The 17,216-nt window shown below is 62.3% G+C and carries 15 protein-coding genes; 6 read left to right on the top strand and 9 right to left on the bottom strand.

What is annotated here, in order from left to right; all coding sequences use genetic code 11:
- Positions 1 to 9: 9 nt before the first annotated feature.
- On the top strand, positions 10 to 525 hold the full coding sequence (locus M728_RS24255) for a hypothetical protein (protein WP_026621175.1): 516 nt from the start codon (positions 10 to 12) through the stop codon (positions 523 to 525).
- 13 nt (positions 526 to 538) lie between these two features.
- Here M728_RS24255 and M728_RS24260 read toward each other — a convergent pair whose 3' ends face one another.
- On the bottom strand, positions 539 to 1,678 hold the full coding sequence (locus M728_RS24260) for an RHE_PE00001 family protein (protein WP_026621176.1): 1,140 nt from the start codon (positions 1,676 to 1,678) through the stop codon (positions 539 to 541).
- A 550-nt stretch (positions 1,679 to 2,228) separates the two neighbouring features.
- On the opposite strand from M728_RS24260, the gene M728_RS24265 reads away from it, so the two are divergent.
- Both M728_RS24265 and M728_RS24270 read left to right on the top strand, forming a co-directional pair.
- A complete protein-coding gene (locus M728_RS24265; protein ID WP_026621177.1) occupies positions 2,229 to 3,071 on the top strand; it encodes a hypothetical protein in 843 nt (280 codons plus the stop codon).
- 207 nt (positions 3,072 to 3,278) lie between these two features.
- Complete coding sequence (locus M728_RS24270) at positions 3,279 to 3,641, top strand: VOC family protein (protein ID WP_026621178.1); 363 nt, start codon at positions 3,279 to 3,281, stop codon at positions 3,639 to 3,641.
- A gap of 343 nt (positions 3,642 to 3,984) precedes the next feature.
- On the opposite strand, the gene repC is transcribed toward M728_RS24270, so the two are convergent.
- The 3 genes from repC to repA form a co-directional block, all read right to left on the bottom strand.
- Positions 3,985 to 5,295 (bottom strand): plasmid replication protein RepC, encoded by a 1,311-nt coding sequence (gene repC / locus M728_RS24275; protein ID WP_026621179.1) that lies wholly within the window; start codon positions 5,293 to 5,295, stop codon positions 3,985 to 3,987.
- Positions 5,296 to 5,451: 156 nt separating this feature from the next.
- On the bottom strand, positions 5,452 to 6,456 hold the full coding sequence (repB, locus tag M728_RS24280) for a plasmid partitioning protein RepB (protein WP_026621180.1): 1,005 nt from the start codon (positions 6,454 to 6,456) through the stop codon (positions 5,452 to 5,454).
- A gap of 3 nt (positions 6,457 to 6,459) precedes the next feature.
- Positions 6,460 to 7,653, bottom strand: coding sequence for a plasmid partitioning protein RepA (gene repA / locus M728_RS24285; RefSeq protein WP_370906500.1), 1,194 nt, complete (start codon positions 7,651 to 7,653; stop codon positions 6,460 to 6,462).
- Between the two features lie 408 nt (positions 7,654 to 8,061).
- Here repA and M728_RS24290 point away from each other — a divergent pair, with 408 nt between their 5' ends.
- A complete protein-coding gene (locus M728_RS24290) occupies positions 8,062 to 8,253 on the top strand; it encodes a hypothetical protein (protein ID WP_026621182.1) in 192 nt (63 codons plus the stop codon).
- 156 nt (positions 8,254 to 8,409) lie between these two features.
- The gene (locus M728_RS24295) at positions 8,410 to 10,161 is read left to right on the top strand and encodes an adenylate/guanylate cyclase domain-containing protein (protein ID WP_026621183.1); all 1,752 of its coding nucleotides are present in this window, start codon (positions 8,410 to 8,412) and stop codon (positions 10,159 to 10,161) included.
- Positions 10,162 to 10,198: 37 nt separating this feature from the next.
- On the opposite strand, the gene M728_RS24300 is transcribed toward M728_RS24295, so the two are convergent.
- Positions 10,199 to 11,242 carry a GlxA family transcriptional regulator gene (locus M728_RS24300; protein ID WP_026621184.1) on the bottom strand — a complete coding sequence of 348 codons (1,044 nt, stop codon included), beginning with the start codon at positions 11,240 to 11,242 and terminating at the stop codon, positions 10,199 to 10,201.
- Positions 11,243 to 11,489: 247 nt separating this feature from the next.
- On the opposite strand from M728_RS24300, the gene M728_RS24305 reads away from it, so the two are divergent.
- Positions 11,490 to 12,566, top strand: coding sequence for a class I SAM-dependent methyltransferase (locus tag M728_RS24305; protein WP_026621185.1), 1,077 nt, complete (start codon positions 11,490 to 11,492; stop codon positions 12,564 to 12,566).
- Between the two features lie 130 nt (positions 12,567 to 12,696).
- On the opposite strand, the gene M728_RS24310 is transcribed toward M728_RS24305, so the two are convergent.
- From M728_RS24310 to M728_RS24325, 4 genes are all read right to left on the bottom strand, one after another.
- On the bottom strand, positions 12,697 to 14,442 hold the full coding sequence (locus M728_RS24310; RefSeq protein ID WP_084044549.1) for a DHA2 family efflux MFS transporter permease subunit: 1,746 nt from the start codon (positions 14,440 to 14,442) through the stop codon (positions 12,697 to 12,699).
- Positions 14,439 to 15,536, bottom strand: a complete 1,098-nt coding sequence (locus M728_RS24315) for an HlyD family secretion protein (protein ID WP_026621186.1) — start codon at positions 15,534 to 15,536, stop codon at positions 14,439 to 14,441. Before M728_RS24315 ends, M728_RS24310 begins: the two co-directional genes overlap by 4 nt.
- A 180-nt stretch (positions 15,537 to 15,716) precedes the next feature.
- A complete protein-coding gene (locus M728_RS24320) occupies positions 15,717 to 16,130 on the bottom strand; it encodes a cupin domain-containing protein (RefSeq protein ID WP_026621187.1) in 414 nt (137 codons plus the stop codon).
- A 103-nt stretch (positions 16,131 to 16,233) separates the two neighbouring features.
- Positions 16,234 to 16,995 carry an SDR family oxidoreductase gene (locus M728_RS24325; RefSeq protein ID WP_026621188.1) on the bottom strand — a complete coding sequence of 254 codons (762 nt, stop codon included), beginning with the start codon at positions 16,993 to 16,995 and terminating at the stop codon, positions 16,234 to 16,236.
- Positions 16,996 to 17,216: the final 221 nt, after the last annotated feature.

Below are 17,216 nucleotides of genomic sequence, written 5' to 3' on the forward strand. Positions count from 1 at the left end.
TCGACGAAGATGTTGCAGCGAAAGACAATCCGGCTCCTGCTGACCTTGGGCGCGCTTTCCTTCACCACCGGCTCTGGCATCGCCGACGAGACGGCCTTTCTCGGTTCGCTCGAAGGCAAGTGGACCGGCGGCGGCACGGTGCTGGTGCGCATCAACAGGGCACCGATCAATGTATCCTGCAACTTCGATTCGCAGGCGAATGGCGCGGCTCTTTCGATGAGAGGAACCTGCCGCGGCTTGCTTGTCGTCTCGCGCTCGATCAGCGCGGACTTAAGGTCAAATGGCGTGAACTACACCGGCGTCTATGTCGGCCCGAGAGGCGGCAGGTCCGCTCTGTCGGGCAGCCGACGCGGCAACGCGATCAATTTCAACGTCCGCTGGGCGAGGGAAGTCAACGGCGACCGCAGCGCTAACCTGATCGTGCAGAAGCTCGGCGAGAACGGCGTGCGGCTGAGCACGATCGACGAGGACCCGAATTCGGGTAAGCGCGTCGTGACAAGCGAGATCAATCTGCGCCGGATCTGAGGGTTCGGCGAGCTCAGAGCACGCCCCAGCCGCGATAGCGGCCCCTGCCCGTCATCTCGCGCAGGCCGAGTTCGCGCACGAGATTGAGGGCGCCGCGCGGCGTCACGCCGAGCTGCCGGGAAATCAACGCGGTCGAGACGATTGGACGTGAGAGCACGAGGTTGATCAGTCCCGGCAGGTTGCTGTTGGACCGGCGGTCCCTGATCCGCATCTCCATCTGCGTCCTGGCGAGCGACAGCCGGTCGAGCTCTTTCATGCCGAGATCCGCCGTCATCGACATCGCCTCGAGAAAGGCGTCGAGCCGCGTCAGCCGGTCCTTCGAGCGGCGGCGCTCGTGACGGATCGTCTTGAGCCCCATGTTGAACGCAAGCACATGTGAAACGACCTTGCCGCGAAAGCGCAGATAAGCGCCGACGAGGAGCGAACCGAGCCAATGCTGACGGCGCAGCGGTTCGATGCGCTCCCAGGCATCGAAAAGGATCGCCGCGCCGAGTGAAGCCGGTAGCTGATCGGCGAGCGGCAGGACGGCGCGCCAGGCATCGAGTCTCGCCGCTTCATCCCACTCCTCGTCAAAGAGCAGCCCGAGTTGCCCCTCCGGCTCCGGCTTCGCGGTTTGCGTCATCGAGGCGACGGCAGAGACGTGGATGTCCAAGAGGCGCTCGGAGCGCGCGATCGCCGCATCGAGTTCGGCAAACTCGCTCGCGAGCGGGTTTTCGTCCGCGTCCTCCGCCTCCCGCGATTGCGCCTCGTCCGTATCCGCTCCGGGAGCAGAGATTTCGGCAAGCGCGTCGCTTGCGGCCGCACTCCCCTGCTCGCCCCTAAGGACACCGAGCCCCGCGGCGGACAAGGCCCAGCCGGCTTCCGCCAGCTCCAGGCGACGCCGAGTCCGCAACACCGCATGGGCGATCGTCAATTCATGTGACGGCGCGCGCGCGTCCATGTGCGAATCGTGCAAGACAAGGTCCTCGACATGGACGAGTTCGCCGGCGATCCAGAGCGCCGCGGCCGCATCGAAGAACTGCCCGCGTTCGCGGAAGCCTTCCGCCACCGCATGCCGAGCGGCCCGTTCATCGAGACGTGCGAGTGCATCCTCGGCGGCGATCAGGGCCGGCAACAGGGTCGGATGAAGCGGATCGGGCGTCTCGTATCTCATTCTACAAACGAAGCATTGTCGGTAAAACGGAAGGTAACACGCGATTTTCTTCCGTCACAGCTCTTCGGAGCTTTTCCACTCCTATTGCCGCAGGCAATGCTGCCACATCAAAAGTCGCAACTTCCTGTGGCGCTCTTGTCGGTTGGGAGTGGCATTTCCGAAAGCATGTCGCGGCTCGAGGGGTTTTCCTGAGACGCACCAGTTGACAGCTGTCAACACAATGCCATCGTCCCTAGCTGAGAGCTGACGGAAACAGTGATCTAGACGTTCGCCGGAGTTGACAGCTGTCAACAACGACACGACGCCGTCCTCGACGAAGGTCCGGTTCTCTTCGCGAAAGTCATTGCCAACCCGCTGCATCGTTATGAACTTGCTGCCCACCGCTTGCAACTCCGGGGGAATTGCTATTTTTAAGGGTCGAAAATTCGATTGAACTGCCCGCAATTCTCCCGGCGTCGGCAAACGCTAAAAACCGCATATCCTGACGGCGACCATCTTTCCTTACGGAACGGGTCGTCGAGCGGGTGCGGAACGAAAAAGGCATGCGCAAATGGCAGCAAACGTTCTCGCCGCAAGCGGCGGCGTCAAGCAGGTGATCTGCATAAATTGGGGAACGAAATACGGCGCGCCCTTCATCAACCGGCTTTATGCCATGGTCGCGCGCAACATCACGCCGCCTTTCACCTTCACCTGCTTTACCGACAACCGCGATGGCTTGCGTCCGGAAATTCTGTGCGAGGACCTGCCACCGCTCAACGTCGAGAAGATGCCGGTCAACACCAAGGGCATCTGGCCCAAGGCGCGGCTTTGGGGGCCCAAGCTCGGCAGCCTCAAGGGGCCGGTGCTCTTTCTCGACCTCGACCTAGTGATCGTCGGATCGCTCGACGCTTTCTTCGAGATCGGTGACGCCAATGACGTGGTCATGGCACGCAACCAGACCACTCCTTTCGAGCGGCTCGGGCAGACGTCGCTGTTCCGCTTTCCGGTCGGCAAGCTGGTTCCATTGCAGGAGAAGTTCCGCGCCGATCCGCAGAAGGTGGCGGATGAATACGAATTCGAGCAGCGCTTCGTGACGCGCAATGCGCCGGGCGGCCCGAAATTCTTCCCCCGGCGCTACGTTCTGCACTTCCGCCAGGATTGCCGCTGGCCCCTTCCCTTGAACTATTTCCTGGCGCCCCGGCTGCCGGCGGATGCCCGCGTGATCATCTTTCCACGCGGCCTGCTGCCGCAGCATGCGATTGACGGGCAGTTCGGCTATAAGGGCCGGCCGGCGACACCGCTCGGGCATATCCGCGGCCTGTTTTCGCCGGACCGCAGGGAAAAGAACGCCTTCCGCTATTTGCGCCACTACATACTCCCAAGCCCCTGGGTAGCGGAGCATTGGCGCGAGTGACCACTGGGTGCTGTTGACAGCTGTCAACTCGGCCATCCCGCAGCGACGGCTTGTCTGGAGCGGTCATGGGGGTCGCGCCTCTGGCTGAGGCTCCCCGCCGAACGTCCGTCCCCTCTCGGTCCGGCTTCACGGGAACCGGCGACGCTCGGCACCGGCTTGATGCCCGGAGTATGTGTAACCGATCACAATGCATGAAAGGCCGCGCACGTGCCGCTCAACAGGTTGGTTCTCTACGCCCAGGATGTCGACGAGACGGCACAGTTCTACGAGAAGCACTTCGGCTTTAAAGCGAAGAGGCTGCCTGGCGACAGAATCGTGGAGCTTGTGGCGACGAGCGGCGGTGCAAACCTGATGCTCCATCCGGCTATGAAAGGGCAGCGGCGCGGTCAATCAAGCATCAAACTCGTGTTCGACGTGGAGGACGTCGAGGCTTTCTGCCGCCGATGCGCAGAGAAAGGTCTCGAATTCGGCCCTATCCACAAAGCTGACGGCTATCTGTTCGCCAACACAAAAGATCCCTGCCGGAATTCGATTTCGGCCTCCAGCCGAGCCTTCCGCAAAGACGGTTGAAAGAGCAGCACGAGCCCTGACGAAAATGATGCGATCGCCGCCGTCTGGCGCAAATCGTGGCCGTCCGTCTAGCGGAAATTATCGGCTGTTTAGCTTCCGTGAGGCGGGAGGAAAGGCTTTTTTGCCAATGGCTTACGATAGACGCAAAACTGTTAAGAACAGGTAACGGATCGACGTCTCAGCGAATCCACGTGCAAAGCCAGTTTCTGGCATTTCTGGCCGTAAAGCAATGGCCCGGCCAATGACGGCCGGCATGTTTCCACGGCTGTCATGGGAAGGCAGTGCTGCCGCCTGCCCTCCCCGGCCAACGTTCTGGATCACCCACGACAGTTTAAAATCAGCGTCAACTCGCCATCGGCAAGACTGTCCTCCTGGCGCGGGTCAACGCGCTCACCATCGGTGCGATCGAGAATGCCTGCCGTCTCGCCCTTTGGGTGAGATCCCGCAGGTAGCCGCCCGGAGAGCTTATCCGATCGGCTCTTTCAAGAATACAGGCGATGACGGTGGCGGCATTTTCGTAACCGAGAACGTGACACGCCTCGTCGTAGGCGTCGGCGCTCACATTCAGCATGGTCCTGACGACGATTGCGGCGGTGAGGAGGTCTTTCCAGCTCTCGATCCGGCCGCGGGGGCCATAGTCGGCGATCTGCGGGCAGGCGTTGAGGACGACGGGCAGGGGGATCTCACGACCAAGCCCCGCCACCGGCAAAGGTGCGACGGCGAGGATTACCGGCCGTTCCGGCTCTTTGGTGGTCAACGCTGCGGTGGGCCTCTCCTGCGGCAGAGCCGGGTTTGCAGTCGGCATTTGCCGCTCCGGCGAAAAGGCCTCCCGTCCCTTTCCGAAGCCAGGTTCAGATTCAGATCGAGAGTCTGGATGTGAATTCTGTTTGTGCCATCCATTCTGGCGATCATTGGTGTCCGTTTTTCGCAAATTAAGCAATTTTTCCAAATGATTGGCGAGATCGTCGCGAAGCTGCGCCAGTATTTCGCAAAGGGCTTCGAAATCCGCGGCGGATGCGTTGCGGGGTAGAGGAGCGGCGAGTTCCTCGAAGCGGGAGCGATATGCCTGCCAATCGCCTTGCGGTGCGGTTTCGCAGATGAGCTCGAGCAGCTTGGCGACATCCCGCCGATGGAGGCTCAGCCTCTCGCGCATCAACCGGAGATGCTGTTTCTCCGCCGCGAGCTCTGCCGCGGCGGTCTTGAATTCCTCGGCCCGGGAGACGAGCGGAGAGAGGTCGAATCCGAAGGCTTCGCCGACAGCGCCATTGCGAGCTCTACGGGCATAGCGCTTGCCGTTCGGACTGTCGCGACGAAGGATCAGGCCGGCTTCGACGAGGCAGGCGAGGTGGCGGCGCAGCGTCGTTCCGGCCATGCCGTGGGCGCGAAGCGAAAGCTGCGCATTCGAGGGAAAGACTACGAGGCCGGTTTCCCCGGAGAGTTCGGCTGCGGGATAGAAGCTCAAAAGCGCGTTCAGGACTGCAAGCGAACGATCGGACACGCCGATCACCGTTTTCGCTTCACAGACGGAACGGAACAATTTCCACTTGTCGATCGATCGCTCCGGCGGAATGTCGCCGGCAGCAATCTGACTTGCGAGCATGCCAAGCGTCATCGCCCGCCGCCCAAAGGGCGTCGTCACATTTCCACGTTCCATTTTTCTTCACCTTTTCCAAGGCAAAAGAAAACCGTTCGCCGAAACGACGTCAAAAACGCTTGACACTGATTCGCGGAAATGGGAATCTCAAGTCGCTACACGAGAGAAGGGTTTCCGCAGCGCTAGTCGTTCGGAAGCCTTTTTCTTTTGCTCTGTTTAATCTCCTGTTTCCTGTTGGTATTCGAGGTACAGAGCTTCCAGTCTCTGCCTCACGAAATCTGCAAAGCCCGGCGCTGCCTTCTTGCTGAAGGCAAGCGTCGTCTCCGAATCCGTTTCGCGAATGCGCACGGCGCGGCTCCTATCGGGCGCAAGCCAAGTCTCCGCCTTTGGCCGCTCCTTGGTGACGCTCAGGAAGGCGAAGAGCTTTTCGAAGCGCTGGTCGCTTTCACTCATCGAAAACGCGGGCTCGGCGACAAAGCCAAGCGCCTTCGAACGCTGCCCCTCGCGATCAAGGAGATCGGCAAGTTCTATCCACCGCCTGCGGCCGAAGCCGGGTGCGGCACCGACGGCTTCGATGATTTCCACCGGCAGGCGGTTCACCAGGGTGATCATCTTCGAGAGCGCCGCCTTGTCTACGCCGAGCGCCGACATAATCGTGTCGCGGGAAAAGCCGCGCTCCTCCAGGCGTGCGGCGAACAGCGCGCGCTCGATGAACGAAAGATCGGTGCGGGCGTTGTTCTCCTGACCCTGCGAAATAACGAGTTGCTCGTCGCTCAACTCGCGAATGACCGCCTTGACCTTGCCGCCGATCTCGCGCACCGCGGCAAGCCGTCGGTGACCATAGGCCACCTGGTAACGATCCTTCTCCGTCGGATGCGGCCGCACAAGGATCGGGACCTGTTGTCCGTGGTCCCGGATCTGCTCCACCAGTGCAGCCTGGGCCCCGGGTGCGACGCCAAGCCGGTCGGTTATGAAGGATGCATCGATCAGCGACGGGTCGAGCTCGACGATCGCATGGCCTTGCGCCAGCCGCCGCTCCAGTTCCTCGGCGCGCTCCACCTTCTGGGTGATGTTGGTGAGCGATTTGGTGATGCCGCCGACGAGGCCGCTCGTCCGATGATTTGGCGCGAGACCGGCGATCGGGCGCGCGACGGCTGGCCGCTCTCTGTCCCCCGGAGGGGCAGGGCTATCGGAAATGCCGATCAGGTTCTTGCGCGCCATGGATTACTTCCTCCCCCAGACCTTGCGGACCATCTCTTCGATCTCCGCATTGACGAGTGAAAGCGAATCCATCGCCCGATCATAGGTGCCCCGGATGAACTGCGAGCGCTCCACCTCGTAGAGCGTCTGCTTAGTCACGCCCGCGTCCGAGATCGCCGTCGATTTGACCATCGCGTTCTGTAGCATGCGGTTGCCGAAGATCGCCCGCATGAACCCTGTCATCTGGCTTTGTGGACCGTCATTCGGCTCGAAGCGCGTCACCAGGTAGCGCATCCAATCGTAACTTGTCCTCCCTCCGGCCTTTTCCACCACCGCCATCAGTTCGCTCGTCATCGACAGGAACTGCGACATCGACATGACGTCGAGCATCTGCGGATGAACCGTGATGAGCACCGACGTCGCGGCGCAGAGCGCGGACATCGTCAGAAAACCGAGCTGTGGCGGGCAATCGATGACGACGATGTCGTAGAAGCTTTCGATCTCGGAGAACGCTTCGCCGATCCGCGCGAAGAACAAGGTCTCCGCGGAGCCCCCGATCATCGCCTTCGGCGTCTCGTGCTCGAACTCCATGAGTTCGAGATTGCCGGGGATGAGATGCAAATTGGTGGTATAGGTTGAACGGACCACATCGGCGACCGGACGCGGGTTCTCGTAGCGGATGGCGCCGTAGAGCGTTTCAGCTTCGCCGACGTCGAGTTCCGGCTGGTGACCGAAGAGAGCGGAGAGCGAGGCCTGGGGATCGAGGTCGATCGCGAGCACCCGATAGCCGCGCAGCGCGAGATATTGCGAAAGGTGGGCCGCGGTCGTCGTCTTGCCGGACCCGCCCTTGAAATTCATGACCGAGATGACCTGCAGCTTTTCGCCCGGCCGGCGATGCGGAATGTATTTCCCTGTCTTGACTCCCTCGTCGAGCACGCGGCGGATGCGGTCGATGTCGCCCACCGAATACATGCGCCGGCCGTTTGACAGCGGCGGCGGCCCATGGCCTTCTGACGCGATCTGGCGCAGATAGCCTTCACCGATTCCGATGAAGGCGGCCGCCTCCGCCGGGCTGAACAGCCGCATGGTTTTCTGTGCCGTCGGGGAGAAGATCTTCTTTTGATGTTCCTGCAGTTGATGAGCGAGTTCCTGAGCGTCGGCAGCCAGCAGCGAAGGCAAATGCTCCTGCTCCTCAAGACTCTGGATTCTCTGCTGCAACATCCCGATCTCCGAAAAACTGCGCAAAATTCGGCAATAAAGGCCTATCTGCGCAGATATACTATGCGCCGATTCGTTGCCAATTTACAAACGCTTAACAAAAAGCGCCTTTATGCCGGCCCGCCGTCGCAGTTTTATGAATTTCGCTGTTCATGAGTTGTCCGCGGACAACTTCTTCTGAGTGGTTGTCCGCGGACAACTGCCTGCCCGCAAGCGGACCCATACGGCGGCGAGGCGCCCCCGACGTGCATCACCTTTCCGCCGGACCGGGGTCGCCGCGCCGTAGAATGCTGTCAGTCACCGTGCAGGGAAGGAGTTCGGTTAGACCACTAATTTGGTAGACTATTGACAGATCGGCGGATTGTGGCAGGATCGTGTTGACGTCGGACGGGAAGGGAAGGGTGCAGCATGTTCTATCTCGGCGGAATGACACTCGGCTACTTCGCCCCACCTGCCCGGACGACCGCAGTTCGCAAGGAAGCGATCACGTCGCGCCCGGCCCCACGGGAAATCTGCGAGGCGTGCGACGATGAGGAGCAGCATCGGAAGGAACAGGAGTGGGCCCGCGCCTTCCTGACGCCTTGGCACCTCTTTTATTAGTTAAGCCGGGGGATAGGGCGGAAATCGCGCGAACTTTTCGCCCCGACCCCGCCTAGCGGCCTATGCTGGTAACGCAAGTCCGGCAATAATGGACCAAGACTTGCGTGGATTCCCGGCCGGCGATCCTCTACATTTGCAGGTGGGAGGGCTTGGTTCTTGGAACGCCGCCTCGCCGCCATTATGGCTTCCGATGTCGTTGGCTACTCGCGTCTTATTCGGACTGACGAGGAGGGGACGCTCGCGGCCCTCAAGTCGCTGCGCACTGACCTCATTGCTCCGAAGATCGCGGAACATCACGGGCGTATCGTCAAGCTCATGGGTGACGGGTTGCTGGCGGAGTTCCCGAGCGTCGTGGAGGCTGTACGGGCCGCCACCGAAATGCAGCAGGCGATCGCTGATCGCAATGTTGCCCTGCCAGAAGGGCAGGGCATCGAGTTCCGCGTCGGCATCAATCTGGGTGATGTCGCCATCGACGGCGAGGACATTTATGGCGACGGGGTCAATGTCGCAGCCCGTCTCGAGGCGATGGCCGAGCCGGGCGGAGTCTACGTTTCCGCGGCCGTCCACGACCAGGTGCGTGATCGCCTCGGGCTTCAGTTCGAGGACCTGGGAAAGCAGCAGGTCAAGAACATCGATCGGCCGGTTCGTGTTTGGCGCTGGCTGCGCGAGGCCACCGGGACCGGTCCCAAGGTCGTGCGGACGGAAAGGGCGGTGCCGGACAGGCGATCGATCGTTGTCCTTCCCTTCAACAATATGAGCCGCGATGCCGATCAGGAGTATTTCAGCGACGGAATCACCGAGGATATCATTACCGATCTCAGCAAGGTCTCCGCTTTGTTCGTCATCGCGCGCAATTCGGCATTCGTCTACAAGGACAAGGCGTTCAGCGTCCCTCACGTCTGCCGTGAGCTCGGCGTCAAGTTCGCGCTTGAGGGCAGCATTCGCAAGGCGGGCAACCGGGTTCGCGTCACCGCTCAGCTGATCGACGGATCGAGCGGCGGCCATATCTGGGCTGAGCGTTACGACCGCGAGCTCACCGATATCTTCGAGGTCCAGGACGATATCACACAGCAGATCGTGACGGCCTTGAAGGTCACGCTGAGTGAAGCGGAAAAATCACGCATCGCTGAGGCCGGCACGAAAGACGCCGACGCCCATGATCTGTTCCTGAAAGGGCGGGAATTGCTCCGCGGCGTCAAGAAAGATCGCGAGATGTTCGATCAGGCAACGGGGTGCTTTCGACGGGCGATCGAGCTCGATCCGAGCTACGCCTCCCCCTTTGCCGGCCTGGGCATGGCCTATTTGCTCGATTATCAGAACCACTGGAGCGAGGCGCCCGAGACCTCCCTCGAGCAGGCGGCGCGCTTCGTAAGCGAGGCGATCGAGAGGGACGAGCAGGACCCTTACGCTCACTACGTCGCTTCCCTCGTCGCCATGTTCAGGAAGGATTATCGGCGCTGGGCCGAGGAGGCCGACCACGCACTGACGCTCAACCCCAACTTCGCTCCCGCCCTCAACGCCCGCGGCATCGTGCACATCTACTCGGGGCAGCCGGAAAAGGCGATTGCTTATATAGAGCGAGCCATGCGCCTCGATCCCGCACTGCAGCAGCAATATCTGCATTTTCTCGGCACAGCTCATTTCGTGGCCGGCGACTACGAGAAGGCGGCGGCGCTCTTCAGCGACAGGATCGCTGTCAATCCGAGCACCGATCTGTCGCGCGCATTTCTCGCGTCGGCATTGGGCCATCTGGGCAGACTTGATGGGGCCCGCGAGATTTGGCGCGAGCTTAAGGAGATCAATCCGAAATACTCGCATGCAGAGCATATCGGCCGCTTGCCATTCCGCGATCCTTCGGATGCCGAGAAGTTCACCGACGGCTTGCGCAAGGCGGGCCTGGTGGAGTGAGTCGCTGCCAAGTCGCTTGCATGGGAGGCCTGTGATTTCAGCGGCGCGGCTGCGCGTAGTCAGGGATCCTGAAGCGCCGGCGGTAGCTGCCGGGCGTAAGCCCGGTGACGCGCTTGAAAAGGCGGCGGAAGAACGCCGGCTCCTCGTAACCGACTTGCCAACTGATTTCATCGACCGAGGCCTCGGTGCGCTCGAGCCGGCGTTTCGCCTCCTCAACCCGCAGGCGCTGCACATAGGCGATCGGGCTCATTCCGGTCGCACCGGTAAAGCGGCGCTTGAAGGTGCGTTCGCTGAGGCCGGCGTTGCGGATCATCTCTTCAAGCGGATTGGCGACCGAGAAATGCGTGGCGACCCAATCCTGCGCTGCGCGGACGGCGAGATCGCCATGGTCGCTGCGGCCCTCGAAGACGATGTAGGGGGCGAGGCCGTCCTGGTGCCATTGGAGAGCGAAGAAGCGGGCGACCGCCTGCGCCGCGGTCGCGCCCGCATGGCGGGCGATGAGATAGAGAACCAGGTCGTGCCAGGTCATCGAGGCGCCGGACGTGATCAGCTCCTCGCGTTTGCCGGCGACGACGAGAACGCGCTCCGGCTCGATCGGCACTGCCGGAAAGCTCTCTTTGAAAAGACGTGCATAACCGAAATGCACCGTCGTATTCACTCCGTCGAACAGCCCGGTTTCCGCAAGCAGAAAGAGGCCCGAACAGGCGGAGCATAGGAGCGCGCCCCGGCGATGCATGGCGTGAAGCCACTCGACGAGCTCGGGATAGCGGCCCTTCCGCCAGCCTTCCGGCCCGATGAGCACCGAGGGGACGATGATGATGTCGGTCGCTTCGAGCGAGGCGATGCTGCGCTGGACCGTAACGGGCACCCGGCTCGCGAGCTCCAGCGGACCCTGCTGCAATCCCACGATCTCGACCCGAAATGGCGGCGGCTCGTTCGCCGCGTTGCCCGGCTGCGGCACGATGGCAAAGGCGTTCATCACGTCAAAGATGCCGGTCAGCGTCGAAACCGCCGCCTCGGGAATCGCGACGAGGCTCACATGGAACGGCTCCGAGCCGGTCTGGGTTGTCTGACGTGGCATTTCAAGTCCCCGGCTGCCGACAGCGCCGTAGATCTTATCAGACGCACAAAGGTCGCTATAGCGCTTTGGAACGTGCAGTAAGAACGACGCTTCGACAAGGAGCGGTGCCAAATCCGCCTCGGCAGATCAATGATCCTTTGATAGGTCCAGTGGCGCAAACGGCCCGATTCTGGACAGTTCGGCTCTGCCCTTTGCCCATCAGTGCTGCGATCCTCCGCATCCATAATCTTGAGCAGGAGAGACGAACATGGCACACACCCAAAGCAGGACAGCCGATGCGGCGAAACTCGACCAGATCGTCACGCGCGCGATCGGTGACCTCTCGGCCGGCTACGGCGGCGTGATGGTGAGCCTCGGCCACAGGCTCGGTCTTTACAAGGCGATGGCGGAAGCCGGCCCGCTTACTTCCCGGGAACTCGCAAGCCGCGCCGGCTGCGCCGAACGCTATGTGCGCGAATGGCTCGGCTCGCAAGTTGCGGGCGGCTACGTCGCCTATCATGCGATCAGCGATACCTATGAGCTGACGCCGGAACAGGCGCTTGTCCTTGCCGATGAGGACAGCCCCTATTTCATCCCCAATGCCTGGGCGGTCCCGGCTTCCATGTGGTCGGACGAGGAGAAGGCGGTGGAGGCTTTCCGGACCGGCAAGGGCATTGCCTGGGGCGATCACGACGGGCGGCTTTTCTGCGGCGTCGCAGCCTTCTATCGCAATGCCTACAGGGCGAGCCTGGTTCCTGAGTGGCTGCCGGCCCTCGATGGGGTCGTGGAGAAGCTCCGGGCCGGCGCGCTCGTGGCGGATGTCGGTTGCGGTCATGGCCATTCGACCGTGCTCATGGCCGAGGCCTTTCCTGCCTCCGAGTTTCTCGGCTTCGATACGCACCAGGAGTCGGTGGCGGAGGCGCGGAGGATTGCCGCCGAGGTGGGAGTTGCGCAACGGACGGCCTTTACCACGGCTCGCGCAGACGACTACCCCGGCGCGGGCTACGACCTGATCTGCTTCTTCGACTGCCTGCACGACATGGGCGATCCGGTCGCCGCGGCGGCACATGCGGCGAAAGCGATTGCGCCCGGCGGCACCGTGATGCTCGTCGAGCCTTTTGCCCATGACCATGTCGAAGACAACGTCTCGCCGGTCGCGCGCATCTATTATGCGGCCTCGACGACGATCTGCTGCGCGCACGCAATCTCCGACGGCGGCCGCATGGTGCTCGGCGCCCAGGCCGGCGAGGCGCGGCTGGCGGATGTGTTCCGCAAGGCGGGCTTCAGCCATTTCCGCCGGGCGCTGGAGACGCCGTTCAACCTGATTCTCGAGGCGCGGCTCTGAGCCGCGCCACTGCCCCACTCGGCCGGGGCCCCGGACATTGCGGGGCTCGGTTCTTGGCAGGACAGCGGCAAAGGATGGATTGCGGTTCTAGATCATTTCATTGTTTCATCGAAACAGTGAAGTGATCTAACTACTTGAAATTACGCAATTCCGGGCGGAAAACCGTTACACATCTTCCTGGATTGCTCTGAGCTTGTGACTGCATTGCGCGGCTATCTGCGCGTGCAAGCCCATGGCGACACACCGGCAATGAAGTTGTGAACGCCTGCTGCGGTTCACTCGACTTGAGCGACCGCGTGGCGCGCTCTTTCGCGTGCCGGGAGAGTGCGATCTTGATGGCGACCAGCACCGGGGCGGCAATAACAAAGAGCAGGGCGACTGCGTTGAATGCCGTGTCGAAGGCAATCACGGTGGATTGACCTGTCACGGCCCGGCCGAGAAGGCTGGTTGCTGCGCGGCTCGCGGCCGCTGCGTCCATTCCTTTCGCCGTCAGCATGGCTGCCGTCGTCGTCAGCCGTTCGATGACCGCGGGCCTTCCCGCGGTGATGTTGGCGCCGAGGACCGCGACATTGGCGGCGACGTTATGGTCGATCAGCGTCTGGAGTGCGGCGACCCCGATCAGACCACCAAGCTGGCGACCCGTATTGAAGAGGCCGATTCCGGACGCGAGATTTCGGCCGTCGAGCTTGCCGAAAGCGATCAAAGTGATCGATAGAAACAGGAAGCCAAGGCCGAAGCCGCGCAGCAGGATCGCCGCCATCATGTCGTCCGCGCCGCTCTCCCTGGTCGAGCCGGAGAGCATCCACATCGCAACCATGATCATCAGGATGCCAAACGGAACCGTCGCGACCGGAGGAACGTGGCGCACCTGCATGAGAAAGGCGGCAATCGACAGCGAGCCGATGAACAGCGCGCCGCTCGGCAACAGGAGCAGGCCGGCATCGGTCGGTGTGAAGGCAAGGACGGACACGGCAAAGGAGGGAATGAGGAAAGCGCTGCCGAACAAGGCGGCGCCGGCGACGAAACTGACGACGAAGGCGAAGGAGAAATCCTCCGATTTGAACAGGGTGAAGTCGATGAGGCCCTGGCCTTTCGCCAACACCTGCTGGCCGAGAAATGCCATGAGAGTGGCCGCGCCGATCACCGTCAGCCACAGGATGCACGGTTCGTCGAACCAGTCCCATCGGCTGCCTTGGCTGAAGACGTAGGTGAAGCAGAAAAGCGTGATGGAGATCAGCGAGAAACCGATCCAATCGAACGGACGGGGCGCGGCCTTAAGGGGCATCGGCGCGTCGGCGATCAGCAGCAGTCCAACAGCGGTGAGCGCCATCGGAACGACGCTGAAGAAGATCCATGTCCAGGACTGGCTGTCGAGCAACCACCCCTGAAGGGCTGGCGCGATCGTCGCGGGAGCGACAACGGATCCCATTGCGAACAGGGCTTGCAGCAGCGGTTGGCGGGATCGCGGATAGGTGAGGAAAATGAGCGCCTGGCCCGCGACCAGCAGGGTGCCACCGGAGAACCCCTGAATAATTCGAAGCGCGACCAGCAGGTCCAGCCGAGCGGTGGTGGCGGCAATGCCGCACGCCATGCCCATCGCAAGCGTTGAGCCAATGATCAGGCTCAGCGGATTGTGACGGTTCATCAGCCAAGGGCCGGCCATGAATCCGATAAGCTTGAGAGCGGTGTATCCGACATCGAGCCAGGCGAACTCATCGGGCGTTGCGTATGTGTCGCCGATGATGTCGCCGCGTCCGAGCGACAGTACGGTGCTGGCGATCGCCTCCGTCAGCGTGGCAAGCAGGATACCCGTGACAAGAAGGACGCCGGTCGTCGATCCGTCGCGGCTCGGCGATGTGGTGAAGGCCGTGGTCATGAGCCGCTCCCCACATCGATCTCGACACGCGCGGACAGGCCGGGCACGAGGCGCCCCGTCAACGGATTGCTGGCAAAGCGGATTTTGACGGGAACGCGCTGGACGACGCGAACGAAGTTCCCTGTTGCATTGTCCGTGGGCAGCAAGCTGAAGGCAGACCCACTGCCGGGCGCAAAACTGTCGACAACGCCTTCGATCGCCGCCTTCGGATATCCGTCGACGCTGATGCGGACGCGCTGGCCGGGCTCAATCTGCTCAAGCTGGGTTTCCTTGAAGTTGGCCACGACCCACACGTTCTTGACCGGAACGATATCGAGCAAGGAGGCGCCTGGTGTCACAAACCGGCCGATGCGGACCTGGCGGTTGCCGATAACGCCGCCGACAGGTGCGCGTACCACGGTGCTGTCGAGATCGATTTGCGCGAGATCGCGCGCGGCTTCCGCCTGGGCCACGGCAGCGACAGCCGCTTCACGCTGGGAGGCAAGGACGGCGAGGCGTTGCCGCTGGGCCTCGACCGTCGCGGAGGCGGCCGACACGCTCGCCTCGGCTCTCGATCGCGCCGCGTCGCTTTCATCGACATGGGCCTGGCTGATGGTGTTGCTGCGGATGAGTTCGCGCCGGCGCTCGTGGTCCTTGGTGGCCAGATTGAGCTCAGCCACGGCCGAACGTCTCTGGGCGTCGGCCTGCCGAATGAGAGCATGCTGAAGCTCGGTCTCCGCATGGACATTGATGAGGCGCGCCTGGGCAGCCTCGACATTGGCCACGGCTTGCTGAAGCCGTGCGCGGTAGTCCCTGTCGTCGATCCGGAACAGGACGTCACCCGCACGGATGGTCTGATTGTCCTCGATCTCCACGGCCGTGATATAGCCGGCAACCTTTGGGGCGAGGGAGGTAACATCGCCGCGGACATAGGCGTTGTCGGTCGACGCGACGCCGCTCGGACGAGCCCAGGCCCAGCCGCCAGCCACGGCTGCCACGGCGCCGAGGCACAGAGCCAAGCCGATCATCTTTCTCTTTTTCGGTTGCGTCACGGCGACACCGATGGCGGAGTTTCCGCCTGTGACGAAGGCGACCTTGTCCTCGAGCGAGTCCATTTTCTCGATTCCTCTTGAATGCCGCTGGCCGGGAAGCAGCCCTGGCCTCCCTACAGCGCCGTGCGTCCTTCAGGAGCACAAAGGACGCTGTAAGTCTTTGAATCTAAGCATCGTGCTTTCCGAAAATCGGTTCCGATTTTCGCGTCGATGCGCCAGGGCTGCCGATTGAAGCGCGTGCGTTCATTCGCCGATGGGCGTCGTCAGTTCCTTTTCGTCGGTGTCGACGACAAACACAGCCAGCAGCCGCGCAGGCTCCGTGTCGCTGGCATTTGCGCTTACCTCATGATGGGAGCCTGGATCTTCGTAGAAGTTTTCGCCGACGCGATAGACCTTTTCCGGCGAACCGTTGACGCTGCTGCGGATCGCGCCCTCGAGCACCGTGGCATAGATGAAGGCCGACTTGGGGTGCGTGTGGGCGGGCGATCCTGCACCCGGCCCGTATTCCACCAGCACGCCCTTCATGCTCTTGCCGGGGACGTTCGGAAGGGGGTGGTCGAATACGACCGTCACCTTGCCCGCGGGCCGGTCGCCAGCCGAAGCTGCGGTTATCGAGAGGGCTGCGAAGGCAGCGGCCGTGAGAAATCGTCTAAACATGGCAAGTCTCCTTCGAGAGTATCTGTCGTGAAGGCGGGACCCGGTGCCGGGTCGACGCTTTCCTGATTGTCCATAGGCCAGGCCTGATTAATCCGTGGGAGCCTCAGCGCCCCGCTTGGGCCGTCGACTGGCCGAGCCAGTCTTCGAACCGGATCGCGCCGATGCGTGCGTTGCCGCCGGGGGTCAGCGATTGATCGTCGAGAACGGAGCCGAAGTAGCGCGCGTGGACATCCGGCACGACCTTGCGCGGGTCCTTAGTTGCGCGCAGGTAGCGCCTGACCACTTCGTCGAGCGGGATCGCCTCAGGGCCGGCGACTTCGACGGTGCCGTTGACTGGCGGCGCGACCGCGACATCGGCGAGCGCCGCCGCCACGTCGTCCGAGGCGATCGGCTGGAACAGTGCCGGGGACAGGCGAATCTCGTCGTCGACCGTCCCCGCCTGCGCGATGCCGCCGACGAATTCGAAGAACTGCGTAGCACGCAGGATGGTGTAGGGAATGCCGGACGCCTTGATGAGGTTTTCCTGCGCGACCTTCGCCCGGAAATAGCCGTTATCGGGAAGCCTTTCGCTACCGACGATCGACAGGGCAACATGGTGGCGGACGCCGGCGGCCGCTTCCGCAGCCAGCAGGTTGCGGCCCGACGTCTCGAAGAACTCGAGGACGGCCTTGTCTTCCCAAACCGGCGCGTTCGCCACGTCGACAACGATCTGAGCTCCATCCATCGCTTCGGCCAGTCCTTCGCGGGTAATGGTGTTCACGCCCGTGTTGGGGGCGGCTGCGAGCACGTCATGGCCGCGCTCGCGGAGGTTCTTCACAAGCTTCGATCCGATGAGGCCGGTGCCTCCGATGACGACGATCTTCATGGGCTTCTCTCCACTTCTCTCGACCGCAACCATTGCCGTCGATGTGGATGGAGAGTGCCTGCGCATTCGAAGGAAGTCCCTCAGACGGGCTTGAATTGCCCTTCAGGGAAGCTTGGTTTTTCGTCCAAACGAACACTTGTTTCGACCGGCATCCCTTGCCGCCGACGATGCAGCCAGTGACGCGCTGCCGTGGTATGAATGTCAGGTACTATTCGGAGCCG

This window comes from Ensifer sp. WSM1721 (assembly GCF_000513895.2).
GTDB lineage: Bacteria > Pseudomonadota > Alphaproteobacteria > Rhizobiales > Rhizobiaceae > Sinorhizobium.

Coding starts and splice junctions, on each gene's coding strand:
- M728_RS24255 (WP_026621175.1), top strand. CDS start 10: ATGTTGCAGCGAAAGACAATCCGGCTCCTGCTGACCTTGGGCGCGCTT.
- M728_RS24260 (WP_026621176.1), bottom strand. CDS start 1,678: ATGAGATACGAGACGCCCGATCCGCTTCATCCGACCCTGTTGCCGGCC.
- M728_RS24265 (WP_026621177.1), top strand. CDS start 2,229: ATGGCAGCAAACGTTCTCGCCGCAAGCGGCGGCGTCAAGCAGGTGATC.
- repC (WP_026621179.1), bottom strand. CDS start 5,295: ATGGAACGTGGAAATGTGACGACGCCCTTTGGGCGGCGGGCGATGACG.
- repB (WP_026621180.1), bottom strand. CDS start 6,456: ATGGCGCGCAAGAACCTGATCGGCATTTCCGATAGCCCTGCCCCTCCG.
- M728_RS24290 (WP_026621182.1), top strand. CDS start 8,062: ATGTTCTATCTCGGCGGAATGACACTCGGCTACTTCGCCCCACCTGCC.
- M728_RS24300 (WP_026621184.1), bottom strand. CDS start 11,242: ATGCCACGTCAGACAACCCAGACCGGCTCGGAGCCGTTCCATGTGAGC.
- M728_RS24305 (WP_026621185.1), top strand. CDS start 11,490: ATGGCACACACCCAAAGCAGGACAGCCGATGCGGCGAAACTCGACCAG.
- M728_RS24310 (WP_084044549.1), bottom strand. CDS start 14,442: ATGACCACGGCCTTCACCACATCGCCGAGCCGCGACGGATCGACGACC.
- M728_RS24315 (WP_026621186.1), bottom strand. CDS start 15,536: ATGGACTCGCTCGAGGACAAGGTCGCCTTCGTCACAGGCGGAAACTCC.
- M728_RS24320 (WP_026621187.1), bottom strand. CDS start 16,130: ATGTTTAGACGATTTCTCACGGCCGCTGCCTTCGCAGCCCTCTCGATA.
- M728_RS24325 (WP_026621188.1), bottom strand. CDS start 16,995: ATGAAGATCGTCGTCATCGGAGGCACCGGCCTCATCGGATCGAAGCTT.